The sequence below is a fragment of the Flavobacterium sp. P3_A6 genome, from assembly GCF_056403035.1.
In genome coordinates this window covers 31840-57321 of record NZ_JBFUGG010000003.1, presented here as the reverse complement: position 1 = coordinate 57321, position 25482 = coordinate 31840, and the positions used below count along the sequence as shown (strand labels likewise).

Genomic DNA, 25482 nt, shown 5'->3' with positions numbered 1-25482 from the left:
GTCTTTTATTTTGGTACAAAAGTAAAACCGCTACGTTAAGCCTATGTTAAGTAAGCATTATTCAATCTTTACCATTTCATTCATTTTACAATAATTTTACAATAAACAAAAAGTAGCGTAACCATGAATAAAACATATTACTGAATATCAGCAACATAAACAATAACACTCTGAATAAAACAAAAAAACAGGCTATTTCACAATTAAAATAGCCTGTTTTTATAATTAGCCTGCCCTTGATTTTAAAATAAAAACCTTTTAGAAATTAACCTGGAATCTCAAAGTTGCCGTATTATTTCGAATATCATCATTATATATTCCACCAATTGCAGTACTCGTTTCATTAATTGGCATCGTATATCCTAAACCTATTTTTGTATTGGTCGTAAAGAAGTAATGAAATGCAAATCCCCAAGTGTGAACTCTTAAATCATTTGCAACTGTCACCTCATTTCCAGACAATTTTTTGTTTGGATCAAATGAATCGTAACGGATTCCTCCTTGAAATTTTGTTCCAAAATTTTTCTCTAATGTCACATAATAACCGATAAAATCTCTTTCTCCGCTAAAATTAAAAGAAGGATTATTGTTAATGATAGCACTTCCTGCAGTACCAGAAATAATCCCCGTATTAAACTCTGACTTCAAAGCAATACCGCCTAAAATATCATAATACAATTGAAGTTCTCCTCCAAACCATTGTTTTCTTAATTTGTCCCCAACAGCTGCTTGAAACGGTTTATTATCAGTATCACTATAAGTCCCCGCAGCAAAAACAGTATTTTTACCATAAAAAGCGCTTCCGCCAAAATCAATTCCTAAACCTGTATTAGGAAATTTCAAGGAATATGTTGCTCTTGCAACAAAGTCTTTTTCGCTATCTACATCTGCAACTTGATTAGCAATGGGACCCTCACCAAAGTTTCCATTGAATGCAGCGATTTGAATTTTTAAGGGAATTTCATATTGAGTAATGAAATTAGCTTCAACTTTTGCCCCTAAATCTCTTTCCTGCGGATACAAAATACCCGACATTCTGCTTCTTTCCAATAGAATTCTGTCTCTTGAAGAAAACTCAACTTCATAATCTGGACGATTAAATTGCCCAACCCATAATTGAAAAGTATTAATCCATGTATCATTCAATTGGACATACGCATCTTTGAGTGTTACTGCGCTAAAAGTAAAATTAGGCTGCAATACAAATGTCACGCCTTCAATAGGCTGATAGGTGAATTTAACTCTGGCTCGTCTAATGACAAATGAGTTATTTACATCAACTGTATTGGTTGATAATGGTACACTTGTTTCAGATGTTCCGGGTTTAAATTGAAAAAGACCAGTAGAAGTTGGTACATCCTGATAATTGTACATATCAAATTGCACCTGCATATATCCTGATATTCTCAGTTTAGCCATTTTATCTACCTGCTCCTGCAATGGAGACAATTGTTCATTTAAAGCATCAAATTTTAATTGATGCTCATTAATTGACTGCTGTAATGAGTCAAGGCTAATGGTGCCGACGGGTTTAATAGAATCATTTTCTACTTGCGCATTAGCCATACCAAAAACAGACAACATTAATGCAACTATAACTTTTTTCATTTCTTTCTAATAAGAATGTTAATTTTGCAGCAAAGGTGATACTGCAATGTTAAGTTAAAGTTAACGCAATGTTATTTAGGTGATAATTTAATGTTAATGCGTTTTTTTATGGAGAAATTTCAAACAGAAAACATATACATTTAATTGATAATCAGTTTTTTATGATTTTAATTTCAATTATCATTAAACGTTATCAAATGTTTAATTTAATTTCTTTTTTAAGCCAAATTGATCAGTAATGTAGGTCTTTTCTAAAGTAAAAGAAAAATCAGATCCTATTCCAAACTCACTTTCGACATATATTTTTTCTTTATGTGCTTCAATTATATGCTTTACAATAGAAAGCCCTAATCCTGAACCGCCTTCGGTTCTAGAACCGCTTTTATCCACTCTGTAGAACCGTTCAAAAAGCCTTGGAATATTGTGCGCTTCTATCCCTTCGCCATTATCAGAAATGCGTACCAAAACTTTTTTATTGGTCAAATTAACAATAGAAACTTCGGTCAAACCGCCTTCTTTTCCATATTTTATTGAGTTCACAATTAAATTCTCAACCACTTGCTGAATTTTATCTTTATCACCATTTACAAAAATGGGCTGAATATTATCATTCTCAAATGCTAAGGTAATATTCTTTTTATCGGCTTTCATTTCCAGTAAATCAAAAACATTTTGAATTAATTTCACAATATCAAATTTTGTAAAATCAAGATTCAAATCCCCAGATTCTAATTTGGTAATCATATCCAAATCTTCCACTATATAAATCAGACGCTCTACACCTTTTTCAGCTCTTTTCAGATATTTTTTACGAATGGATTTATCATCCATAGCTCCATCAATAAGTGTTGACAGATAACCTTGAACAGTAAATAATGGTGTTTTAAGCTCATGAGAAACGTTACCTAAAAACTCTCTTCGATACACTTCGCGTATTTGAAGCATTTCGATTTCCAGCTTTTTATCGGTGGCAAATTTCTTTACTTCCCGAGTTAGGGTTTCCATATCGGTCGTAATGGGCTGATTGATAAAAGTACTTGACTCTAATAAGGATACATCATCATAAATTTTCTTTACCCTTCGATATATAAACCGTTCCACGCGGTATTGCAAAACAAAAAATGTAAACACATAAACAAAAAAAAGGCTGATAAAACCAAACATCAGCATGCTCGTGAAAGAGGATTTGAACAGTATTACAGAAAAAATCATGCAAAAGCCTGATACAAATAAACTGATATATAAAGCCGATTTTATAGCAAACTTGTAGCTTTTTTTGAAATTGATTTTCATTATTGATTTAGCGAGCACATTATGGGTTGTTTGAAAAGAATTTAAACTAATTGGAACTTTGATCCCAGAAACTAAGACTCTAAGTTACGGAGATTCTAAGTTAGAAAAATAGTTTTATGGTCTTTTTCCAAACAAAAGTATATTAATTCTCTATTTTTGAGAGGACAGCTTATTTTTTTAGCTAAATATTTAAGAACTAAGTTATTTAGAAACTCAGTCCCCTAAATTTAAACTTCAAACTTATATCCTACTCCTTTTATGGTCTTAAAAAGATCGTCACCTATTTTTTCACGAAGTTTTCGGATATGAACATCGATAGTCCTTCCGCCAACAACAACATCATTACCCCAAACTTTGTCTAAGATTTCTTCCCGCTTGAAAACTTTACCCGGCTTGGAAGCCAAAAGATAAAACAGCTCAAATTCCTTTCTTGGCAAAGCAATTTCAAGATTATCTTTTACAATTTTATACTCTTCACGGTTAATTTCTATTCCGCCTACATTAAGTGTTTCGGCATTTTGATCTTGCTCTTTCAATCTGCGCAAAAGGGCTTTTACCTTAATAACCAACAATTTTGGTTTTATTGGTTTGGTAATATAATCATCTGCACCCGCATCAAATCCGGCTACTTGAGAATAATCTTCGCTTCTTGCTGTCAAAAATGTAATGATAACATTGTTCAGCTCAGGAATTCTTCTGATATGTTCACAGGCTTCCATTCCGTCCATTTCGGGCATCATGACATCCATTATAATAAGGCTTGGCAATTCTTTTTTGGCTTTTTCGATAGCTTCTTTACCATTGGCAGCCGTAACAATTTGGTATCCTTCCTGTGCTAAATTATAGCTTACGATTTCTAAAATATCCGGTTCATCATCAACCAGAAGGATCTTGGTGTTTCTTTTCTTCATATTTATTTAATGGCAAAAATTAAGTTTTTCTATTGTATTTATACCTCAATAGGATACAATGACTTTTTATTGCAATGTAAAAGTACTAATAAACCATTTAGTATCAATACTAAAAAAAGCGGACTTAACTATAATTTAATATGATAACAATTTCATAATAATTATGACATTCATTGATAACTTCATGTTAACACAAAGACTAGAATCCTGCCATTTATTTGCAGAAAATTAAATACTACATAAAATGAAATTAAAATTTCTATTCTTTACACTATTTATTTGTGTTATCGGTTTCGCACAAAATACTGGAACCATAACAGGTGTTGTATTAGACAAAGATTCCAATAATCAGCCATTGCCATTTGCCAATGTTTTAATAAAAGGAACAAAAATTGGTACCAATACTGATATTGACGGAAAATATTCCATTACAGCAGCTCCGGGAAATTACACTATTCAATTTAGCTTTTTGGGTTATGAATCTGTAGAAGTTCCTGTAACTGTAACTGCTCACGAAACTGTCACAGCAAACAGCTCTTTGGGATCCGGAAGCTATAAACTGAAAGACGTTGTAATCAAATCAAACAATGGAAGAGAAAAAGAAACTGCTTTATTACTGGAACAAAAACAGGCAGCTGTTATCAAACAGAGTATTGGTGCTCAAGAAATGTCCCGAAAAGGAGTTAGCGATGTTGAAGAAGGTTTGACAAAAATTACTGGAATCACAAAAGTAGGCTCCCGCGGATTATTCGTTCGCGGGCTTGAAGACCGATACAATAATTTATTGATTAATGATTTGGCAGCGCCAACGAATAATCCGTTTTCAAAAATTATTCCTTTGGATTTATTTCCAACGAATATTGTTGGGGTAATTGATGTGTACAAAACATTTAACCCAAATATCTATGGCGATTTTGCTGGTGGCACTTTCAATATTCAAACTTCAAAAGTAAACAAGAGCGTTACAAAACTGAATCTTGGTTTTGGCTACACAACAGGAAACACTTTTAAAGATTTCTTACTTTCTCAAGATGCCGAAACTACAAAAGGATTTTTAGGTTTTAATGGAAGCGAAAGAGCACTTCCTGGCTTTTTAGGATCAACTGCAACAAGACAAACATTCACTACTGATCAAGCTTTAAACTCAGTAAACAACGATAAAGGTTTTAGTGTAAGTGAATCTAAAAGCCCTCTTAACACAAGTATCAATCTTCTGCATGCTGAGAAATTCAATTTGAATAATAATCAAGTTTTCTCGTATCTGCTTTCGCTAAATTACGACAATAATTTTTCAGTAAGAGAAGGAGTTGACAGAACGATCGATTTACAGTCTTCAGGTTCTAAGTATGTAAACAACTTTACAACCACTGATTATCGTTTTAAAACTACAAACTCAGCACTGATTGGGTTAAATTACAGCGCAGATAGACTTAAGCTATCATTCAACACATTATACATCAGAGCTAACTTAAACTCTATAAAAGATCAATACGGACATTCAGGAGGAACAGATGCTCAAAACGCATTTATCCGTACCAATCAATTAGACAAAAGTGATTATTTAAATACTCAATTATTAGGTGAATATGTACTAACCGAAGACAAAAATCAAACTATCAAAGCTGGAGCCTCATTTGCAAGCACAAAATACGAACAGCCTGATAGAAAGTTTTTTTCAGGACTTAAAGTTGGTGATGATTTGATAAGCACTTCTTATGGAGCAAATAATTTCCTTCGTCAATATTTAACTATCGATGGTAATTCATTTTATTCTGTATTGGCAGAATACAATTTGAAATTTGGAAAAAATGACAAGCAAAATAAATTAACTGTAGGATATAATGGTAACGGATCCATGATGGAATCTTCATACCGTTTTGTTGCAAGTGCCAGTAGTAATGGTTTTAATGGTTTTACTTCAAGCATAAATAATGTAGATACTCAGATAACCAGCGACATTTTAGCGAATAACGCAACTTTTAGCGAAAACTCTAATGCTACTTACAAAGTGAAACTGGATGAAATGGCAAATGCTGGCTATGCTAATTTGTTTTTAAAGTTTGGAGACAAATTTGAAATAAATGGAGGAATTCGATTTGAAAGTGCTATTAAAGAAACACACTACAGAGCATTGGGTTCGTTTGACTCTCCTTTCAAAATATTAAAATATGATAACGCCTATTTTTTACCTTCATTAAATCTAAAGTATTTACTAACTGAAAGCAGCAACATTCGTTTTGCAGCAAGCAAAACATATACTAAGCCAGTTATCATGGAATCCTTCCCAATATCTTTCATCAATGCTGACGGAACTTCAACACAAGGAAATTCAATTTTGAAAAACAGCGACAATTACAATGCTGACTTAAAATATGAGTTGTTCCCAACGGCTAAAGAAATGATTGCAGTGGGATTATTTGGAAAACACCTTATCAATCCAATTGAAAAAACGTTTATCTCAAACGCAACAACAGGAACGGTTACCACTTTTCTAAATTCTGACAGTGCCAACTTATTTGGAGTAGAAGCTGAATTACTTATTGGATTAGAAAGAATTGACGAAAGCTTAGGTAATTTTTCATGGGGATTAAATGCTACTTTGATGTCATCCAAAGTTACTGTGAGCCCTAMTTTTGAATCAATAGATGAGGACGGAATTATTACCGTAAAACCTTCTATCGAAACTCACCAATCAAGATCATTACAAGGAGCATCAGACTGGTTAGTGAATTCGGATTTGAAATATGAATTTAATTTCAGCAATGACTGGTCGAACACTGTTTCATTAGTTTATGGTGTTTTTGGGAAAAGAATATATGCTGTAGGAACAAATGGCCAGGATCATACCTATGAATTGCCGGTACAGCAATTAGACCTTGTTTGGGGAAGTAAAGTTTCCGAGCATTTTGATGTAAAATTTACCGCTGATAACTTATTAAATCCATTACGAAAACTTGAATTCGGAAACGATGGAACTATAAAAGTAGCTGAACAGTCTCTATTGGCTAACAGTTACAAAAAGGGAATCGGATTTTCATTAAAACTGGGATACACTTTTTAAAACCCAATAAAAGAACACTTATTAAAAGCTCCATTTTTTGGAGCTTTTTTTATATACAGTCGAATTGAGTTTAAAATTAACATAGCAAAAAAAACATAACATTTTCTTGATATTAACCTTATTTTTTGATAACCGTAAAGTAATATTCTGATAACTCMCAACGAAGATATAGCCTATACATTTGTCAAAAATAAAATCAAATAACAAACTTATGAAAACAAAATTTTTAGCTTTAGCACTTGTAACAGGGTTATTCTTAAATTCATGCTCAAGCAGCGACGATCCAACTCCAGTTACTCCTCCTGCTACTGGTGAAATTACTGGTCCAATAACTAAGGACATTACTTATGCTTACGGAAACTACACTTTGAAAGGTATTGTAAAAATCAATGCTGGTGTAACTGTAACTTTTGATGCAGGATCTACAATCACAATTGACAAAGCAACAGGAGACAACGCTTTAGTTGTTATGAATGGCGGAAAATTAATCACAAAAGGAACTGCTGACAAACCAGTAGTATTTACAGAAAAATCAAAAGTTCCAGGATCTTGGGGAGGAATCATAATGTATGGTGATGCTCCTGCAAAAGTAGCTGGAGGAGGAACAACTTCAACATCTGAAGACGGAAACAACACCTCTTACGGTGGTACAAATCCTACTCACAATGGTGGATCATTAGTTTATACAAGAGTGGAATATGCAGGTTCAAAATTAGCTGACGGTCAAAAAGAAAACAATGGTTTTACATTCTATTCTGTTGGATCAGGAACAACTTTAGATCACTTAGTATCTTACAAAGGTGCTGATGACGGATACGAATTTTTTGGAGGTACAGTAAGTATGACTAATGCTATTTCTTATGGCAACTATGATGATTCATTTGACTGGCAAGATGGATGGCAAGGTCAAGCAAATACTAACTGGTATGCTTACCAAACCGAAAAAGGAAACTACGGTATGGAAATTGAATCTTCTTCAAATGATAATGCTTTTTTCCCAAAAGTTACTAACATCACTCTAAAAAGAGCTGCAGGTACGGTTACAGAAGAACAGAAAGAAATTCAATTGGATGCTATTCAATTTAAAAAAGAAGGAAATGGAGATTACAGTAATATCGTAATCGATGGTTATGTTAGTCAAACTACGCCTACTGCACATGATGGTGGTGTACTCCAAGTACTAGATAAAGTTACTTACGATCACCAAATTGCTGGTGGCAAAATTAAATTAAACAACGTAAAAATTACCAACTCACCTATTACCTTCATTTCAGGACAAACTACTTTTACATTATCTGCAGCAAGTTTTCTTCCTGCAGCAAACTTGACAATTAGTACAACTGCAACAGGAGCTTCATTGACAGCTGGAGCATGGGCAACAGTTGACGGTGTTAGTTTAATAAAATAAACCGTAGTTAAATAAATATTAAAAACATCCTAATTCTTTAGGATGTTTTTTTTTCTATTACTATTTTTTCTATCTTTACTATTCAAAACCAAAGCTGATGGCAAAAAACTACTTTTATATTACTCTCTTAGCGGCTATTTTTTTTACTACCTGTGCAATAGCACAAGATAACAAACAGCCGAAAACACAAGAAGACGTTTCAATTGAAGGGTTGAATTTGTATCCAAATCCTGTGGCTACTGGTAAAGTTTACATCACTTCGACGAAAGACTTAGAAAAAGATATCATTATTTTTGATGTATTAGGAAAAAAAGTACTGCAGACCAGGATTAATACAAAAGAATTAAATATCTCAAATCTATCCCCAGGGATTTATATTATAAAAATAACAGAAGAAGGTTCAACTAGCAGCAGAAAACTGATAGTCCAGTAGTTCTTCATAACACAATAACTAAGTTCCATTTTAATTGGAACTTTTTTTATGCCTTTTTTAAAACCATAAACATCAAAAACTAAAAAGGAAAGAAAATATAATATCTTTGTCCTCAAAAAATCTTGATTACAGCCAGCGACATATTCACCATTTCGAACCAGAAGCAATTTGAAAAAATGGCTTTAAAAGTATTCCGTTTTCAATATGAAAACAATTTGGTGTATCAGGAATTTTGCGATTTATTAAAAACAAATCCGCAAAAAGTAAAGTCACTGCATCAGATTCCCTTTTTACCGATACAGTTTTTCAAAAGCCATAACGTTGTCTCAAACAGCAATCCAATTAAAACCACCTTTACCAGCAGCGGCACAACGGGTTCTATTACCAGTAAACATTTAGTTACTGATGTTTCCATATATGAAGAAAGCTACCGCAAAGGGTTTTCTCAATTTTACGGAAACATTGAAGATTATGTGATTTTAGCATTGCTTCCATCCTATTTGGAAAGAGAAGGCTCATCATTGATTTATATGGCTGAAGATTTAATACAATTGACCAACAACAGCCACAGTGGATTTTATCTCAACAATCACGAGGAATTAATTCAAAAATTGATAACATTAGACCAAGCAGGACAAAATGTAATTCTAATTGGAGTTACCTATGCCTTATTGGATTTAATCGAAAAAAGAACCTTCCAGCTCCAGCATACCATCATTATGGAAACCGGCGGCATGAAAGGCAAACGCAAAGAGATGATTCGGGAAGAACTGCACGAACAGCTTTGCAGCGGATTTGGCGTCACAGCCATCCATTCTGAATACGGCATGACCGAATTACTTTCGCAGGCTTATTCACTAGGAAACGGCATATTTGAATGCCCTTCTTGGATGCAGATACACATTCGCGATACCGAAGATGCTCTGACGTATATAAACGACGGCAAAACGGGCGGAATTAACGTAATTGACCTAGCCAATATCAACTCCTGTTCGTTTATTGCTACGCAGGATTTGGGCAAAAAATATCCCAATACCACTTTCGAAGTATTGGGACGTTTCGATAATTCGGATATCCGAGGATGTAATTTGATGGTGATTTAAAAAGTCAAACCGTTGATTTGTTAATTTGTTCAAAATCAATTAAACCACTCTAATTACAAAATAATTTTTCTTACCACTTTGCAACAGCACAAACTGGCTGTTAATCAAATCTTTTGCTGAAAGCACAAACTCTTCAGTAATTTTCTCTTTATTTACAGATATAGAATTAGCTGTCAAAGCTCTTCTCGCCTCACCATTCGATTTAAAAAATCCAGTTTTTTCATTCAGCACTGTAACAATATTCAATCCAGCTTCAATATCACTTTTTGCAATTTCGGCTTGTGGAACACCATCAAAAACTTCCAAGAAAGTAGCTTCATCCAATTGTTTCAAATCATCTGCAGTAGCATTTCCAAAAAGAATGCTTGATGCTTTAATCGCTTTCTCCAATTCTTCTGCAGAGTGTACAAAAACAGTCAGTTCTTCGGCTAGTTTTCTTTGTAAAACTCTTAAATGCGGAGCTGTTTTATGTTCTTCAATCAAAACATCAATTGTTTCCTGATCCAAGAAAGTAAAGATCTTAATATATTTTTCAGCATCTACATCGGTAGTATTCAGCCAAAATTGGTAAAATTTATAAACCGAAGTTTTATCCGCAGTCAGCCAAACATTTCCTCCTTCGGATTTTCCGAATTTGGAACCATCAGCTTTGGTAATTAACGGGCAAGTCATTGCAAAAGCTTTGGCTTCCTCACCTACATTCATGCGGCGTACTAATTCTGTACCAGTGGTAATATTTCCCCATTGATCCGAACCTCCCATTTGCAGCAGACAGTTGTATTCTTTGTGCAAATGATAAAAATCGTATCCTTGAATCAATTGGTATGTAAACTCCGTAAATGACATTCCCTCGCCTTCACCAGTCAATCTTTTTTTCACAGAATCTTTGGCCATCATATAATTTACCGTGATACGTTTACCCACGTCACGAGCAAAATTGATGAATGACAAGCCTTTCATCCAATCGTAATTATTAACTAAAACCGGTGCATTTGCCGCAGTATCATTAAAATCCAAGAATCTTGAAAGAACTCCTTTTATTCCTTCAACATTATAATTTAAAGTGGTTTCGTCCAATAAATTTCTCTCATCAGATTTTCCGGAAGGATCTCCAATCATTCCAGTTGCACCACCTACCAAAGCAATAGGTTTGTGACCAAAATTTTTAAGGTGAACCAATAAAATAATCGGCACCAAACTACCAATATGCAAAGAATCTGATGTAGGATCAAATCCGATATAAGTAGTTGTCATTTCTTTTAAAAGCTGTTCTTCAGTTCCTGGCATGATATCGTGTACTAAACCACGCCATTGCAATTCGGAAATAATATTTTTCATTTCTATAAAATCAATTTTGGGCAAAGGTAGGAAAATCAATGGCAAAATTCAATTTCAATTTCAATAGCAATGGAAACCTCGATTCAATGTTTTAAAATTGATTTTTGATTTTTGAAATTGTCATTGCCATTGATTTTTGAAATTGATTTTATTACATTTACAAAATGGTATTAGTAACAGGAGGAACAGGTTTAGTTGGCGCACATCTCTTAATTCACTTAACAGAAAAAGGTGAGCAAGTTTGTGCTATTTACAGAAATTTGGATAACATCCAAAAGACAAAATCACTGTTTTCATTATACAAAAAAGACACCTTTTTCGAGTTAATTGAATGGACTCAAGCTGACATTCTGGATATTCCTTCTTTAGAAAATGCTTTTCAAGGAATTGACAAAGTATATCACTGCGCCGCTATGATTTCTTTTGATCCAAAAGATGAAAATCTTGTCCGTAAAACAAACATTGAAGGCACAGCAAACATTGTGAATTTTTGTTTGGCCTATAAAATCCAAAAACTTTGCCATATAAGTTCCATAGCTGCTCTAGGAGACTTAGCCGCACACGAATCTATTATTACTGAAGAAACCGAATGGAATCCCGAAAAACTGCATAGCGATTATGCGATTTCAAAATACGGTTCGGAAATGGAAATTTGGCGTGGTCAGCAAGAAGGCCTTAAAGTTGCAATTATAAATCCTGGCGTTATTATCGGTCCTGGATTTTGGAATCAGGGAAGCGGTGAGATTTTCAAGAAAGTAAAAAATGGATTGCCTTTCTACACCAAAGGATCAACTGGCTTCATAGCAGTTACTGATGTTGTAAATATACTGTATCAATTAATGGAAAGCTCTATTGATGGAGAACGATACACACTGATTGCCCAAAATATCAATTTTCAAGATTTTTTATTCTCAGTTGCTGATGCTTTAAAAGTCAAAAGACCCAAGTATCATGCTACCCCTTATATGATGAACTCCTTATCTAGATTGAGCTGGATCGCTTCTGCAATTTTTGGTCAAAAAAGACAGCTCAGCAAAGCTTCTGCCAAATCATCTTATTCATCGGATTTATATTCTAATGAAAAAATAAAAAACGCCTTGAACATAACATTCACAGACGTTTCTGATTATATACAAAAAATTGTCGTTTTGTAATTTGTCTATTTTTTAAGCCTTAAATTCTTTTCTTTTTTAGCTTTACTTATAGAATCCTTCTTTTTAATTTTTAGTTCTTTCTCTTTTTTGGCTTTATTTACAGAATCTTTCTCTTTTTTAATTTTTAATTCTTTGGCTTTCTTAACTTTATTTATAGAATCCAATATTTTTTTTCCTTTTGCTTTTTTAAGTGCCGCTTCCTTTTTTTCGGCCTTTTTATTAATCAGATCCACTGCAGCTTTCTCCTTTTTTAATCGATCGTTTACGTCATCAAACATCTTTTTATATTCTCTATAATCAGAGGCATAATAAGCTTGGCTCTTAGCAAACTGAATACTGTCAATTTTATATTTTTTGAAAATATATGTCTTTGGGTTCACCCCATTTTTATATAAAGAATCTGGATCTTGATACCTTACGGCTTCCAAAAGCGAAGTATCATAAAATATATCTTTCATCACCTTTTTATCAATAAGATTATCTGGTTTTTCAACCAAATCCTTATTACAGCTAAAAAATGAAGCAATTAAAATAAAAAGAGATAGTATCTTTTTCATATTCTATAATTATCGGTCAAATAACATTCTTTGTCCAGCGCGAATGTCTTTTACTTTAAAACCAGAATAAACCAGCTTCCCGTTAACGAAAGTATGCGTGATTCTAGATTTAAAAGTAAATCCTTCAAAAGGAGACCAGCCGCATTTTGAAAGTATATTTTCTTTCTTAACACTCCAAGGCAAACCTGAATTGATAATTACCAAATCAGCATAATAACCTTCTTTAATAAAACCTCTTTTTTCAATTTTGAAAATTTTGGCCGGATTATGGCACATTTTTTCAACGATTTTCTCTACACTTATCTTTCCTTGATGATGTGCTTCAAACATCGCTACAAGAGCATGCTGCACTAATGGCCCTCCTGAAGGAGCCTGCAAATATTTTTGTTTTTTCTCTTCCAATGTATGAGGCGCGTGATCAGTAGCAATTACATCAATCCGTCCGTCATTAAGCGCTTCCCATAATACTTTTCTATCATTAGCTGTTTTTACAGCTGGATTCCATTTAATAAAATTCCCTTTTGTTTCATAATCATCATTAGTAAACCACAAATGATGCACACAGACTTCGGCCGTAATCTTTTTTTCTTCCAGTGGAATTTTATTGGTAAACAACTCCATTTCTTTGGCAGTCGAAAGATGGAAAACATGTAATCTTGCGCCAGTTTTTTTAGCCAGAGCGATCGCTTTTGAAGAAGACAGATAACAAGCCTCTTCACTGCGGATAAGATGATGTGCTGTTACCGGAACATCTTCATCAAACTCTTCTTTATATTTTTCAAGATTATTTTTGATAGTCATCTCGTCTTCACAATGAACCGCAATCAGCATTGAAGTACACGAAAATATTTTCTCTAGTACCACTTCATTATCCACCAGCATATTTCCTGTAGAAGATCCCAAAAATATTTTAATTCCGGCAACATTCTTAGGATTTGTTTTTAGAACTTCTTCCAAGTTATCATTCGTAGCTCCCATCATAAACGAATAATTGGCAAATGATTTTTCAGAAGCTATTTGGTATTTTTCTTCCAGAATTTCCTGAGTAACAGCATTTGGAACTGTATTGGGTTGTTCTATGAATGAGGTTATCCCACCCGCAACTGCAGCTCTTGACTCGGATTCTATATCCCCTTTATGAGTAAGACCCGGCTCTCTGAAATGCACTTGATCGTCAATAACTCCAGGCATAAGATAATTCCCTTCGGCATCGATAATCATACAGTCAGACGATTTCAAGCTAATATTATCCGAAATCTCAACAATAAGATCATTCTCTACAAGAACGTCTCCTTCAAAGATAACTCCTTCATTTACTATTTTAGCATTCTTAATTAAATATCTATTCATAGCATTCTCTTTTACAAACTGTTAAATAACTTTTTTAAACGCAATAAAATAACACCAAATACAGCCTCAACTATTATTGAATTACTCATTTTGGATTGCCCTTTAGTCCTGTCGGTAAAAATAATCGGCACTTCCGAAATAGCTAATTTATTACAATAAGTACGGTATTTCATTTCAATCTGAAAAGCATAACCAACAAATCTAATCTTATCCAGATTAATTGATTCGAGGACTATTCTTTTATAGCAAACAAAACCAGCTGTTGCATCATGAATTTTCATTCCTGTAATCATCCGGACATAAACGGATGCAAAATAAGACAGTAAAACACGGCTCAAAGGCCAGTTAACAACATTAACTCCGGTAACATAACGCGAACCTATCGCCAAATCGGCATCACCAAAATGACAGGCATCGTATAATTTCTCTAAATCGCTAGGATTATGGGAGAAATCTGCATCCATTTCAAAAATAAAAWCATAATTATTTTTCAATGCCCATTTAAAACCATGAACATATGCAGTACCCAAGCCAGCTTTCTGGGCTCTTTTCTCCAAAAATAATCTGTCCCTATACTCTTCCTGAAGCATAACTACCTTATCAGCAGTATGATCCGGAGAATTATCATCAATAACCAAAACATGGAAAGATTTGTGTTGAGAGAGCACTGCTCTGACAATGCTTTCGATGTTTTCAATTTCGTTATAAGTAGGAATTATAACAATGCAATTGTTCATATTTCGCGTAATTTCGTTGCAAAAGTAACCTTTTTATGCCATTTGATTATTATAAAATTATAATAAATAATGTTATAAAAATTAGTAATTTTGCTCTAATTATGACTGAACACATACTTCATCCAAGAATAACTGATACTAGCGATTGGGTAACTATAATTTTCATTATGGCTTTTGGCATTATTGCATTGACCAAATCTGTTTATGAAAACCGTTTTGAAGATTTTTCAAAATTAATTTTTTCCGACAAATACACTAGAATATACAGAGACAGCAGCCATTTAATGGATATGTTTTCAATTCCTTTATTCTTTGTTCAGATAATTTCCTTTTCTTTTTTTATTCAAATTTTACTAAGCCAATTTGGTTATGGATCAAAAACAGACTGGATACTGTTTATTCAGATTTTCACTTTTGTCACTTACTTTATTTTCTCTAAATTCCTGATTGAAAAAATCATCGCAACTTCGTTTAAGATAGAAGAAATTGCCGAACAGTTTAATTTACAAAAGATTAGCTACAGAACATATGTAGGCTTATTATTACTCCCAATTGACATTGTTTTATTCTATTATGATTCTGCTTTAAAAAACATACCCCTGCTAATCCTATACAGCATAATAGTTTTAAATATTTTTCTGTATCTGTTTTCAATAAAAAATTACAGAAAAGAAATTTTCAGTAAGTTGTTTTATTTTATTTTATATCTTTGCACTCTCGAAATAGCACCCTATTATTTTATGTATTATTGGTTTACAAAAGATAGCGTTTAGAAATTATTTAAAATATGAAAGTGAAAACAATTTTGGTCTCGCAACCAGAACCTAAAGTGGAAAATTCTCCATACTTTGAGCTACAGCAAAAGCATAAAGTGAAAATTGATTTCAGACCTTTTATTCATGTAGAAGGAGTAAGCGCGAAAGAAATTAGACTTCAAAAAATTGATCTAAATAATTACACCGCTATTATATTGACAAGTAAAAATGGCGTGGATCATTTTTTTAGAGTAGCAGAAGAAATGCGCTATAAGATTCCTGAAGGATTAAAATACTTTTGCCAGTCTGAAGCGATTGCATTTTACTTGCAAAAATATGTAGTGTACAGAAAGCGCAAAATATATGTCGGACCAAAAGACTTTGCCGATTTATCGCCTTTAATCAAAAAATACAAAGACGAAAAATTTCTGCTTCCAGCTTCAGACCAATTGAATGCGGATATTCCTGTAACATTAAATACTTTAAAAGTAGATTGGACTCCGGCAACTTTTTACAAAACTGTTATGAGTGACTTATCTGATTTAGCAGATGTTTATTATGATGTTTTGGCTTTCTTTAGTCCAACCGGAATTAAATCTTTATATAAAAATTTTCCCGATTTTGAGCAAAACAATACTCGAATAGCTGTTTTTGGCAGTACTACTCAAAAAGAAGCTCTTGATCACGGATTACGCGTAGACATAATGGCTCCAACACCAGGAACTCCATCTATGACAATGGCTTTGGAAAAATACATAATAGAAGTTAACAAAGCAAAATAGTTATATTCAAAACTATTATTTTTAAAATCCAAATTCCAATTTTACTTTAATTGGAATTTGGATTTTTGTTTTTTTAAGTAATTGCATTTTTTTTTGATTACTGATTAAACCAAAACTGCTTTTTTAATTCAAATACACGGTCATAGAGATCTTTTTTAGCAACACAAGGTTTTTAAACAAAAGCTATTCAAAACTCTTTAGACCAACAAATAGACAGACAAACAAATCTAACTTTAACTAACCCAAAAAAAACTTTATGAAAAAAGCCCGATTAATTGCCTTCATAATTCCATTATCCATGCTAATTGTCAATTGTAACTCTGCAAAAAAAGGAAAATCAGATTATGTTGAAGTTAAAAAAATCAGCTACAAAACTGACATTGAACCTATAATTGTGAATAGCTGCACTCCTTGTCATATACCACCCCAAGGAAGAAAAGAACCGTTGGAGAACTACGATCACGTAAAAGCAAATATTGGTGCGATACTGGACCGCGTTCAACTGCCTCAGGACAATCGTAAATTTATGCCTCCAGTAAACAAAAAACCTGCTTTAACTGCTGGCCAGCTTGCCGTTTTAATAAAATGGCAACAGCAAAATATGCCAGAGTAAAAAACTCTTTTAAAAACAAAAGGGGCAGTCTAAATATTAGACTGCCCCTTTTGTTATTTCATCTAGGTTTAAAGTCCCAGTCAATTACCTTCTGTTCATATAAATAGATACATAATACAACAAGGTAGCGATAGAGCCCAATGCAGCAACTACATACGTTCTGGCTGCCCATTTCAAAGAATCCTTTGCTCCCGCTTGTTCTTCTCGTGTTAGCATATTTTTATTTTCAAGCCAAGCCAATGCACGATTACTCGCATCATATTCTACTGGCAATGTCACGATAGAAAATAAGGTTGTTGCTGCAAAAATCACGATTCCAATCAATAAAAGTGCCGGAAAAGTTCTAATCATCAAGATTCCTGCTAACAAAATCCATTGCATGTAGGATGAAGCCACATTTACAACTGGCACCAACTGAGAACGCAAAGCCAACATACTATAAGCCGTCGCGTGTTGTACGGCATGACCGCATTCGTGTGCCGCAACTGCCGCTGCTGCCGCATTGCGCTGGTTGTAAACTGCCTCGCTTAAATTAACCGTTTTGTCTGCTGGGTTGTAATGATCCGTTAATTGTCCTTCAACCGAAATTACTTTTACATCGTAAATCCCGTGATCGGCAAGCATTTTCTCGGCGATTTCACGTCCAGACAATCCGTTTTGCAAATGCAGTTTGGAATAAAACTCAAACTTATTCTTTAGTGTAGAACTTACTAACCAACTTGCCAGCATAATACCACCAGCAAGAATCAAATAACTCATTCCCATATCTTTTGTTTTTTAATTTAAAGTTTAAAATCTAGGAGTTAAACATCAAATTTTGAACCAAATTATAATTGTGTCATTTTGGCATTTACAAAATTATTTGCAAATCGTAATAAAGGCTATCAATTCTGCTCCTTCATAATACGTAAAAGAAACATTTATAACTTCATACCCTTCAGAAGACTTAATATTCAAGAAAGCCTCAACTTCTCTTGACAATTCTTCTTTCATACTGGAAAAACCAGCCTTTTTTTTCAAAATGTGAACTTCGTGTTTTTTCATTTTTGCTTTTTTATATTTTATATTGGTTATAAGAACGTGAAAAACGTTACATAAAAAAAATCCCAATCGTCAAATTGGAATTTAGGATTCATATATTGCGGTCATAAATGTAAAGATGCACTGCTATTCATTAGCATTCAACTGCTTATTTACTTCTTCAAATTTTGCAATCAAACTGTTGACTCTGTTCTGCTCTTTTTTGATTTCTTTTGGTCTTAAATAAAACCAAGTAAACCCTATCCAGCCCAACGCTACTGCATAAGAGAAAATCCCCCAAAACATTGTCATTCGGGATGCGTATTCGTACATGTACAAAGACAACCCAAGCCCAAGCAGTATAAAATACAAACTCAACATGGTAGATTGCAAAAACTGCTGTTTTGCTTTAATTAAAATTAATTTTTGCAGGTATTCACTATTGCTCAGAGTCCCATCAATTGTTTTATAAAATCCAGCTAATCTATTATAAACTAACAAATAAATTCCCATTGTTAAAATGATTAAAACGATTCCTATTTTGGTCGAAATAAACTCTGGCTGATACCAATACCAGATAAAAAGAATAAATACGCTTGTCGCGATAAGCAGCACATTAGTAATAATTAATTTTCTTAAACTTACTTTCTTAAAATGTTTCAGTTTAGAAAACAAATCCTCAATATTGGGCGGACTTACAGCCTGCTGTTTCCATAAATCTTTGAAGTCTATATTATTGTCCATTCTCTTTAAATTTTTGTGTCAATTTTTCTTTTATTCTATGAATTCTCACTCTCGTATTCGCTTCCGAAAGCCCAACGATATTGGCAATTTCTGCCTGTTTTACATCTTCCAGTTCGAGTGAAATTATAATACGGTCAGTTTCCGGCAATTCGGCAATGCATTTGTACAAAAACTGAATCTTCGGTTCCAGCGAATACTGCTTTTCTTCAGTAATGTTTACAGGAAGTTCAGATTTTGGAAACCGTTTTTCCTTTTCAATCTGCCTCAGACAATTGTTCGATGCTATTCGGAAAATCCAAGTGCCGATACTGGATTCATTTCTGAATGTGCCTAGTTTTTGCCAAACAATTATAAATGTTTCCTGTGCAATGTCCTGTGCAACGTCATAATCATTTACATACCCCATGCACAAACGAAATATCTTTTGCCAATAGGTTTTATATAGTTCTTCAAACTCCATTATATAGACTTTATAAAGTTGTTCAGTTGTGCCAAATACCATTCTTTATCATCGTACATAATAAAATGCAAACCTTTGTTTGAGTATTGAAAACTGGCCGTTTTTAAGTTTTTATATTGTGCTTCTATAGGCGCTTTGTAATTGGAAAAACCAAATTCCAGCAATATCAGTGAAGGACATTTTATGGCTGCAATTTTCTCCCTCAGATCAGTATTGGAAAAATCACAATACATTTCGCTGAACGTTTTTCTGTCTGATTTCATACTCCAGCTTATTGCTTCATCTTGCTTGGAAGCATCTGCCAGGAGCAATGCCATATTTCTTTTTTGCATTTGATGAAATTCATCTTCAGACATACTCCCTATTTGGCTGAGCATTGGACTGCAGTCGTTATTTTCTTGTGATTTAAAAGAAGGATCTCTCAAAGCGGCCAAACAAGGAAGTGCATCAACAACTACAATCTTGCTGATTAGTTCCGGATAATCGGATGCAATTGCAAGCGCTAGTCCGCCACCCATACTATGGCCTACTATAATTGGTTTTTCAATTTTGTTTACTTTTATATAATTGACAATTTCTGTTTCCCAATTCTTAAAGGAAGCATTTGGCTGTGGCTTAACTCCTGCAAAACCTGCCATAGTAAAAGTATAACAAGTAAATTCTTTTTCAAAATTAGATTTTGTTTCGCTCCAGACATCTCCAGAACTGGCAAAACCTGGCAGGAAGATTATGGCTTGTTTTCCCTTTCCTGTTTTGATAACTTCAAACGGATACGATTTTGTCTGCCCAAATACATTAAAACACAATGCTGAAAATAATAGCGCGATAATCAAGATATACTTTTTCATTTTTTTATAGATTTAAGTTAATAATTAATCGGATCCGCCCTTTGGATACGGCAACTATTAAAATGTTACAACGAAAATAAAAATTTTAATAAAAAAATTAATTGATTAATTTTAATGGCAATATCAATTACAATAATCAATAGCAATAGTAACTGCAATAAAAAATTCCAAATCCTAATTGAACATAGTCAATAGAATTTGGAATTTTTTGTTTTTTTTCAATTCATTTTTCATTGACATTGCCATTGAAACTTGAAATTGATATTTCTCTACCCCACCAAATTGATAATTTTTCCCGGAACAATAATCACCTTGTTTGGTGTTTTTCCGTCTAATTGTCTTTGGGTTCTTTCGTCTTTCATTACGATATCCTCAATTTGTTCTTTGGTTAAATCCAAAGGCAATTTGATAGTGAAACGCATTTTTCCGTTAAAAGAAACCGGATATTCTTTCTCCGATTCAACCAAATGTTTTTCTTCAAAAACTGGAAATTGAACAGTCGAAATAGAACCTGAATTTCCTAATTGAGCCCACAATTCCTCTGCGATGTGCGGTGCATAAGGCGAAATTACAATCGCCAATGGTTCCAAAATCGCACGAGAATGACAATTTTGAGTTGACAATTCATTCACACAAATCATAAACTGTGAAACCGAAGTATTGAAAGAGAAACCTTCAATATCTTCAGCTACTTTTTTGATGGTTTTGTGCAATGATTTCAGGTTGTCTTTCGTTGGTTCGTCATTGGTAACGATTAAACCGTTATTTTCGTCAAAATACAAACGCCATAATTTTTTCAAGAAACCAAAAACTCCCGAAATTCCTGCCGTGTTCCAAGGTTTTGCCTGCTCCAATGGTCCTAAGAACATTTCATACAAACGCAAAGTATCAGCTCCGTATTCATTACAAATATCATCCGGAGTTACTACATTGTATTTGGATTTCGACATTTTTTCGATTTCCCTACTGCACAAATAGAATTGCTCTTCATTTAAAGTCTCGACATCTTTTAAATCACTATATCTATTATCTAATTTAAAAGCATCAATATTTAATTCATCTGTTGCTCCTTTTAAAAGTGAAACATCCACGTGTCTTTTTAGGACATCTTCGGTAAAATACCTAACATCAAAACTCCTTTCAGACTCAATACCGTATTTTTTACTAACCCAATTTTCAATTTCATCTAGAGCTTGTCCATTTAAAATTTTGTCATATGAATCTTTCGAAATAAGTAACAAATCAGGGCTTGGAACATCAATTGCCATATTCCCTTTATTATAATCTTTTTTAGTAATCGTATTTAAACGATATATGTAAACAAACGCACTCATCCCCAAAATCATACCCTGATTAATCAGTTTCTTGAAGGGTTCTTCAGTTGGTGCAAAACCTTTGTCCTTCAGGAATTTGTTCCAAAAACGGGAATACAATAAGTGGCCTGTTGCATGTTCGCTTCCGCCAATGTATAAATCCACGTTTTCCCAATATTTTAATGCGTCTTTGCTAGCAAATTCGTCGTCATTTTTGGCATCCATATAACGCATCCAATACCACGAACTTCCCGCCCAACCCGGCATCGTGTTCAATTCAAGAGGGAAAATATCCTCCCCCGACCCCTCCGAAGGAGGGGAGACAACACTATTAGTTGTTGTATTCCAATACCATTTTTCAGCATTTCCTAATGGAGGCAATCCATCTTCGGTTGGCAAATATTTCTCTACTTCCGGCAAGATGATAGGCAAATACTGCGCATCGATCATTTGCGGTAAGCCATTTACATAATACACCGGGAAAGGCTCTCCCCAATATCTCTGGCGGGAGAAAACCGCATCACGCAAACGGTAATTGATTTTCCCTTTTCCTTGACCTATTTTTTCTAATTCCTCAATTATTTTCTTAGTTCCTTCTTTGTATCCTAATCCGTTTAAAAAATCAGAATCTACTAATTGGAAACCTTCTTTAGCACCAAAAGCACTTTCAGAAATATCTTTATCGAAAATGTTTTTGATTTCCTGCATTCCTTTTTGACCCTTGAAGAAATTCGCGAAAGCATAATCTCTTTCATCACCGCAAGGAACTGCCATCACAGCACCTGTTCCATATCCAGCCAAAACATAATCGCCAATCCAAACCGGAATCAGTTCTTTGGTAAACGGATGCTCGGCATAAGCTCCCGTGAAAACTCCCGAAATGGTTTTTACATCCGCCATACGCTCTCTTTCGGAACGTTTTGCTGTTTTTTCGATATAAGCTTCAACTGCTGATTTTTGTTCCGGAGTCGTGATTTGTGCAACCAATTCATGTTCTGGTGCCAATGTCATAAACGTAACTCCGAAAATTGTATCAGGTCTAGTTGTGAAAACCTGAATCCCCCTAGCCCCCGAAGGGGGAACAACAGCAATGTGTAACTCATGTTTGATAATATTTAAAACACTATCAATATTATTTAAAATCTCTTTATTATTAAATCGAATTACTTTAAACCCTTTCTCATTAAGAACTTTTGTTCGTTCGGCATCTGCTTCTTGTTGAAAATCATGAATTTCACCATCAACTTCAATCACTAATTTCTTTGAAAGGCAAACAAAATCAACAATATAGTCAGCAATTAAATGTTGTTGTCTAAATTTAAAATCTAAAGCTTTTGATTTTAAATTTAACCACAATATTTTTTCAGCTTCTGTTGGATTATTCCTCATTTCTTTTGCTCTTTCAAGTAATAAATGCGAATTATTTCCTCCCGTCATATAACCTAAAGTTTTTTTAGACTCCAAGTTCTCTTCCCCTTCGGGGAAGGATAGGATGGGGAAAGTCACCATAGCCCCAACTGATTTTCCAATCCAGTTTCTCTGTGATTCTTTGATACTTTCGCTCCAGTCAATATCATTCAAACCTTGTAATAAACGCTCAGCATAAGCTGAAATCCGCATACTCCATTGCGTCATTTTCTTGCGAATAACCGGAAAACCACCTCGTTCTGAAACACCGTTTACAATTTCGTCATTGGCCAAAACAGTTCCCAATCCGGGACACCAGTTTACTTCGGTTTCGGCTAAATACGTTAATCTGTATTGTAATAGTATTTTTTGTTGTTCTTCTGATGAAAGTGCATTCCATTCGCCTGACGAAAAACCGACAATGTTATCATCGCAAACCGCATTTACATTTGCATTTCCTTCTGTCGCAAAAATGGAAATCAAAGTCGAAATGTCTTCGGCTTTGTCAGTATTTTTATTATACCAGGAATTAAATAATTGAATGAAAATCCATTGCGTATGCTTATAATAATCAGGATTTGAAGTTCTCACTTCTCTATCCCAATCAAATGAAAATCCTATTTTGTCTAATTGTTTTCTGTAACCTGCAATCTGATTTCCTTCTTTGTCCGCACCACCGTCAATATTTACGCGGGTCGTGTCTTCTGGACGCTGGCCGGTTTGTATCGCATACTGTTCAGCTGGCAATCCAAAACTGTCATAACCCATTGGGTGTAAAACATTAAAACCTTGATGTCTTTTAAAACGGGAATACACATCCGAAGCGATATAACCCAGCGGATGCCCCACGTGCAATCCCGCTCCAGACGGATAAGGAAACATATCCAAAACATAATATTTTGGTTTGTCTGAATCGTTTTTAGCTGCAAAAGTTTTATGCTCAGCCCAGTATTTTTGCCATTTGGCCTCTATTTCGTTCGGATTGTATTTCATATTTTTATATAAACCTTCTTGAGTTTAAATCCCAGAATAGGGTATTTAATTAATACTAATAAAATTAGGTCGCAAATTTACGTTTATTGTGCATTGTGCCAAAGTTATTTCTTAAACAAAAAAATAAATCATTTAATTAAGTGAAAATACTTATTTTTGGTTTGTTTCTTATTTGAGATTAGTTAATAATTTAAGAAATAATGAGACTCGCAGAGGTCAGCTGTTTGTAGAAAATATGCGGTTTTGATTTTAGCTCCATAAGAGCGACCTAAAAAAAATGAATTTATAGCTGTTCATAAATTTCAATTCTATTTGAAATCGATTAGAATAAAAAATCATCATCGATACAAATCAATAAAAACAGATCGCTCCTATAGAGCTTTTCAATTAATATCAAATAAATGCTACAAACAGTGAGCCCCTACGAGGCAGTTAAAAAAATAAAAAGAGACCTCGTAGAGGTCAGCTGTTTGTAGAAAATATGCGGTTTTGATTTTAGCTCCATAAGAGCGACCTAAAAAATGAATTTATAGCTGTTCATAAATTTCAATTCTATTTGAAATCGATTAGAATAAAAAATCATCATCGATACAAATCAATAAAAACAGATCGCTCCTATGGAGCTTTCCAATTAATATCAAATAAATGCTACAAACAGTGAGCCTCTACGAGGCAGTTAAAAAAATAAAAAGAGACCTCGTAGAGGTCAGCTGTTTGTAGAAAATATGCGGTTTTGATTTTAGCTCCATAAGAGCGACCTAAAAAATGAATTTATAGCTGTTCATAAATTTCAATTCTATTTGAAATCGATTAGAATAAAAAATCATCACCGATACAAATCAATAAAAACAGATCGCTCCTATGGAGCTTTTCAATTAATATCAAATAAATGCTACAAACAGTAAGCCTCTACGAGGCAGTTAAAAAAATAAAAAGAGACCTCGTAGAGGTCAGCTGTTTGTAGAAAATATGCGGTTTTGATTTTAGCTCCATAAGAGCGACCTAAAAAAATGAATTTATGGCAAATACCTATTCACAAATTTATGTCCAAATTGTTTTTGCTGTAAAAGGACGTGAAAATCTTATTAAAAAAGAAAATCGCGAAGAATTGCATAAATTCATTACAGGTATTGTTTCCAATAGAGAACAAAAATTATTAGCCATTTTTGCAATGCCAGACCACGTTCATATTTTGATTGGGATAAAACCAAACATCACGATATCAGATTTAGTAAGAGATATAAAAGCTGGTTCTTCAAAATTCGTTAATGACAGCAAATGGATTAACGGAAAATTCAATTGGCAGGAAGGATATGGAGCATTTTCGTACTCAAAAAGCCAGCTCGATAATGTGATAAAATACATTCTAAATCAAGAAAGCCATCATAAAAAACAAACTTTTAAAGAGGAATATATTTCGTTTTTAGAAAAATTTGAAATTGAATATGACGAAAAATATTTGTTTCAATGGTTTTAATGATAGACAGGCCGCTCCTTCGGAGCTTTTCAAAAAACACAAAATGAATGCTACAAACAGTAAGCCTCTACAAGGCAGTTAAACAAAATTACTATTATGGAATTTAATATATAAATC

Annotated in this window: 22 protein-coding genes; 9 read left to right on the top strand and 13 right to left on the bottom strand. The window is 33.8% G+C overall.

The annotated features are described in order from the left end of the window. Positions 1 to 258 precede the first annotated feature (258 nt). From AC1DVP_RS03740 to AC1DVP_RS03730, 3 genes are all read right to left on the bottom strand, one after another. On the bottom strand, positions 259 to 1608 hold the full coding sequence (locus tag AC1DVP_RS03740) for a hypothetical protein (RefSeq protein WP_477182212.1): 1350 nt from the start codon (positions 1606 to 1608) through the stop codon (positions 259 to 261). Between the two features lie 201 nt (positions 1609 to 1809). Further along, a complete protein-coding gene (locus AC1DVP_RS03735) occupies positions 1810 to 2901 on the bottom strand; it encodes a sensor histidine kinase (RefSeq protein WP_477182211.1) in 1092 nt (363 codons plus the stop codon). Between the two features lie 227 nt (positions 2902 to 3128). Further along, positions 3129 to 3812 (bottom strand): response regulator transcription factor, encoded by a 684-nt coding sequence (locus AC1DVP_RS03730; RefSeq protein WP_477182210.1) that lies wholly within the window; start codon positions 3810 to 3812, stop codon positions 3129 to 3131. Between the two features lie 244 nt (positions 3813 to 4056). On the opposite strand from AC1DVP_RS03730, the gene AC1DVP_RS03725 reads away from it, so the two are divergent. The 4 genes from AC1DVP_RS03725 to AC1DVP_RS03710 all read left to right on the top strand — a co-directional run bounded on the left by AC1DVP_RS03725 (position 4057) and on the right by AC1DVP_RS03710 (position 9817). Further along, on the top strand, positions 4057 to 6873 hold the full coding sequence (locus tag AC1DVP_RS03725; protein ID WP_477182209.1) for a TonB-dependent receptor: 2817 nt from the start codon (positions 4057 to 4059) through the stop codon (positions 6871 to 6873). A 211-nt stretch (positions 6874 to 7084) separates the two neighbouring features. Continuing rightward, positions 7085 to 8281: a hypothetical protein gene (locus AC1DVP_RS03720; protein ID WP_477182208.1), complete on the top strand. Its 1197-nt coding sequence runs from the start codon at positions 7085 to 7087 to the stop codon at positions 8279 to 8281. Between the two features lie 97 nt (positions 8282 to 8378). Next, a complete protein-coding gene (locus tag AC1DVP_RS03715; protein WP_477182207.1) occupies positions 8379 to 8714 on the top strand; it encodes a T9SS type A sorting domain-containing protein in 336 nt (111 codons plus the stop codon). A 122-nt stretch (positions 8715 to 8836) separates the two neighbouring features. Then, entirely contained in the window at positions 8837 to 9817 is a 981-nt protein-coding gene (locus tag AC1DVP_RS03710; RefSeq protein ID WP_477182206.1) for a LuxE/PaaK family acyltransferase, read from the top strand. 39 nt (positions 9818 to 9856) lie between these two features. Here the strand turns inward: AC1DVP_RS03710 and tyrS are convergent, their stop codons facing one another. Then, positions 9857 to 11155, bottom strand: coding sequence for a tyrosine--tRNA ligase (tyrS, locus tag AC1DVP_RS03705; protein WP_477182205.1), 1299 nt, complete (start codon positions 11153 to 11155; stop codon positions 9857 to 9859). A 164-nt stretch (positions 11156 to 11319) separates the two neighbouring features. On the opposite strand from tyrS, the gene AC1DVP_RS03700 reads away from it, so the two are divergent. Next, positions 11320 to 12309 carry an NAD-dependent epimerase/dehydratase family protein gene (locus AC1DVP_RS03700; protein WP_477182204.1) on the top strand — a complete coding sequence of 330 codons (990 nt, stop codon included), beginning with the start codon at positions 11320 to 11322 and terminating at the stop codon, positions 12307 to 12309. A 5-nt stretch (positions 12310 to 12314) separates the two neighbouring features. On the opposite strand, the gene AC1DVP_RS03695 is transcribed toward AC1DVP_RS03700, so the two are convergent. The 3 genes from AC1DVP_RS03695 to AC1DVP_RS03685 are packed head-to-tail and all read right to left on the bottom strand — an operon-like array spanning position 12315 to position 14953. Beyond that, complete coding sequence (locus AC1DVP_RS03695; protein WP_477182203.1) at positions 12315 to 12866, bottom strand: DUF4296 domain-containing protein; 552 nt, start codon at positions 12864 to 12866, stop codon at positions 12315 to 12317. Between the two features lie 9 nt (positions 12867 to 12875). Continuing rightward, positions 12876 to 14216 carry a dihydroorotase gene (locus tag AC1DVP_RS03690; RefSeq protein ID WP_477182202.1) on the bottom strand — a complete coding sequence of 447 codons (1341 nt, stop codon included), beginning with the start codon at positions 14214 to 14216 and terminating at the stop codon, positions 12876 to 12878. Positions 14217 to 14227: 11 nt separating this feature from the next. After that, positions 14228 to 14953 (bottom strand): polyprenol monophosphomannose synthase, encoded by a 726-nt coding sequence (locus AC1DVP_RS03685; RefSeq protein WP_477182201.1) that lies wholly within the window; start codon positions 14951 to 14953, stop codon positions 14228 to 14230. Positions 14954 to 15054: 101 nt separating this feature from the next. Between AC1DVP_RS03685 and AC1DVP_RS03680 the strand changes: the two genes are divergently transcribed. The 3 genes from AC1DVP_RS03680 (at position 15055) to AC1DVP_RS03670 (ending at position 17103) form a co-directional block, all read left to right on the top strand. Further along, positions 15055 to 15726, top strand: coding sequence for a DUF4271 domain-containing protein (locus AC1DVP_RS03680; protein ID WP_477182200.1), 672 nt, complete (start codon positions 15055 to 15057; stop codon positions 15724 to 15726). Positions 15727 to 15740: 14 nt separating this feature from the next. After that, complete coding sequence (locus AC1DVP_RS03675; protein ID WP_477182199.1) at positions 15741 to 16490, top strand: uroporphyrinogen-III synthase; 750 nt, start codon at positions 15741 to 15743, stop codon at positions 16488 to 16490. A 256-nt stretch (positions 16491 to 16746) separates the two neighbouring features. Beyond that, on the top strand, positions 16747 to 17103 hold the full coding sequence (locus AC1DVP_RS03670; protein ID WP_477182198.1) for a hypothetical protein: 357 nt from the start codon (positions 16747 to 16749) through the stop codon (positions 17101 to 17103). Between the two features lie 84 nt (positions 17104 to 17187). Here the strand turns inward: AC1DVP_RS03670 and AC1DVP_RS03665 are convergent, their stop codons facing one another. The 6 genes from AC1DVP_RS03665 to AC1DVP_RS03640 form a co-directional block, all read right to left on the bottom strand. Beyond that, the gene (locus AC1DVP_RS03665; RefSeq protein WP_477182197.1) at positions 17188 to 17868 is read right to left on the bottom strand and encodes a zinc metallopeptidase; all 681 of its coding nucleotides are present in this window, start codon (positions 17866 to 17868) and stop codon (positions 17188 to 17190) included. A gap of 93 nt (positions 17869 to 17961) precedes the next feature. Next, positions 17962 to 18147: a hypothetical protein gene (locus AC1DVP_RS03660; protein ID WP_477182196.1), complete on the bottom strand. Its 186-nt coding sequence runs from the start codon at positions 18145 to 18147 to the stop codon at positions 17962 to 17964. A 123-nt stretch (positions 18148 to 18270) separates the two neighbouring features. After that, complete coding sequence (locus AC1DVP_RS03655; RefSeq protein ID WP_477182195.1) at positions 18271 to 18867, bottom strand: hypothetical protein; 597 nt, start codon at positions 18865 to 18867, stop codon at positions 18271 to 18273. Further along, positions 18857 to 19327 (bottom strand): RNA polymerase sigma factor, encoded by a 471-nt coding sequence (locus AC1DVP_RS03650; protein WP_477182194.1) that lies wholly within the window; start codon positions 19325 to 19327, stop codon positions 18857 to 18859. Before AC1DVP_RS03650 ends, AC1DVP_RS03655 begins: the two co-directional genes overlap by 11 nt. Continuing rightward, positions 19327 to 20175 (bottom strand): alpha/beta fold hydrolase, encoded by an 849-nt coding sequence (locus AC1DVP_RS03645; protein WP_477182193.1) that lies wholly within the window; start codon positions 20173 to 20175, stop codon positions 19327 to 19329. The genes AC1DVP_RS03650 and AC1DVP_RS03645 overlap by 1 nt, the downstream gene beginning before the upstream one ends. 269 nt (positions 20176 to 20444) lie before the next feature. Continuing rightward, the gene (locus AC1DVP_RS03640; RefSeq protein ID WP_477182192.1) at positions 20445 to 23888 is read right to left on the bottom strand and encodes a leucine--tRNA ligase; all 3444 of its coding nucleotides are present in this window, start codon (positions 23886 to 23888) and stop codon (positions 20445 to 20447) included. Between the two features lie 1018 nt (positions 23889 to 24906). Here AC1DVP_RS03640 and tnpA point away from each other — a divergent pair. Next, positions 24907 to 25365 (top strand): IS200/IS605 family transposase, encoded by a 459-nt coding sequence (gene tnpA, locus AC1DVP_RS03635; protein ID WP_477182191.1) that lies wholly within the window; start codon positions 24907 to 24909, stop codon positions 25363 to 25365. Positions 25366 to 25482 lie beyond the last annotated feature (117 nt).

Bases quoted from the DNA above. Each gene is read 5' to 3' on its own strand.
- AC1DVP_RS03680 (WP_477182200.1), top strand. From the start codon at position 15,055: ATGACTGAACACATACTTCATCCAAGAATAACTGATACTAGCGATTGG.
- AC1DVP_RS03720 (WP_477182208.1), top strand. From the start codon at position 7,085: ATGAAAACAAAATTTTTAGCTTTAGCACTTGTAACAGGGTTATTCTTA.
- AC1DVP_RS03650 (WP_477182194.1), bottom strand. From the start codon at position 19,327: ATGGAGTTTGAAGAACTATATAAAACCTATTGGCAAAAGATATTTCGT.
- AC1DVP_RS03715 (WP_477182207.1), top strand. From the start codon at position 8,379: ATGGCAAAAAACTACTTTTATATTACTCTCTTAGCGGCTATTTTTTTT.
- AC1DVP_RS03700 (WP_477182204.1), top strand. From the start codon at position 11,320: ATGGTATTAGTAACAGGAGGAACAGGTTTAGTTGGCGCACATCTCTTA.
- AC1DVP_RS03655 (WP_477182195.1), bottom strand. From the start codon at position 18,867: ATGGACAATAATATAGACTTCAAAGATTTATGGAAACAGCAGGCTGTA.
- AC1DVP_RS03670 (WP_477182198.1), top strand. From the start codon at position 16,747: ATGAAAAAAGCCCGATTAATTGCCTTCATAATTCCATTATCCATGCTA.
- AC1DVP_RS03730 (WP_477182210.1), bottom strand. From the start codon at position 3,812: ATGAAGAAAAGAAACACCAAGATCCTTCTGGTTGATGATGAACCGGAT.
- AC1DVP_RS03695 (WP_477182203.1), bottom strand. From the start codon at position 12,866: ATGAAAAAGATACTATCTCTTTTTATTTTAATTGCTTCATTTTTTAGC.
- AC1DVP_RS03740 (WP_477182212.1), bottom strand. From the start codon at position 1,608: ATGAAAAAAGTTATAGTTGCATTAATGTTGTCTGTTTTTGGTATGGCT.
- AC1DVP_RS03640 (WP_477182192.1), bottom strand. From the start codon at position 23,888: ATGAAATACAATCCGAACGAAATAGAGGCCAAATGGCAAAAATACTGG.
- AC1DVP_RS03645 (WP_477182193.1), bottom strand. From the start codon at position 20,175: ATGAAAAAGTATATCTTGATTATCGCGCTATTATTTTCAGCATTGTGT.
- tnpA (WP_477182191.1), top strand. From the start codon at position 24,907: ATGGCAAATACCTATTCACAAATTTATGTCCAAATTGTTTTTGCTGTA.
- AC1DVP_RS03660 (WP_477182196.1), bottom strand. From the start codon at position 18,147: ATGAAAAAACACGAAGTTCACATTTTGAAAAAAAAGGCTGGTTTTTCC.
- tyrS (WP_477182205.1), bottom strand. From the start codon at position 11,155: ATGAAAAATATTATTTCCGAATTGCAATGGCGTGGTTTAGTACACGAT.
- AC1DVP_RS03665 (WP_477182197.1), bottom strand. From the start codon at position 17,868: ATGGGAATGAGTTATTTGATTCTTGCTGGTGGTATTATGCTGGCAAGT.
- AC1DVP_RS03675 (WP_477182199.1), top strand. From the start codon at position 15,741: ATGAAAGTGAAAACAATTTTGGTCTCGCAACCAGAACCTAAAGTGGAA.
- AC1DVP_RS03690 (WP_477182202.1), bottom strand. From the start codon at position 14,216: ATGAATAGATATTTAATTAAGAATGCTAAAATAGTAAATGAAGGAGTT.
- AC1DVP_RS03735 (WP_477182211.1), bottom strand. From the start codon at position 2,901: ATGAAAATCAATTTCAAAAAAAGCTACAAGTTTGCTATAAAATCGGCT.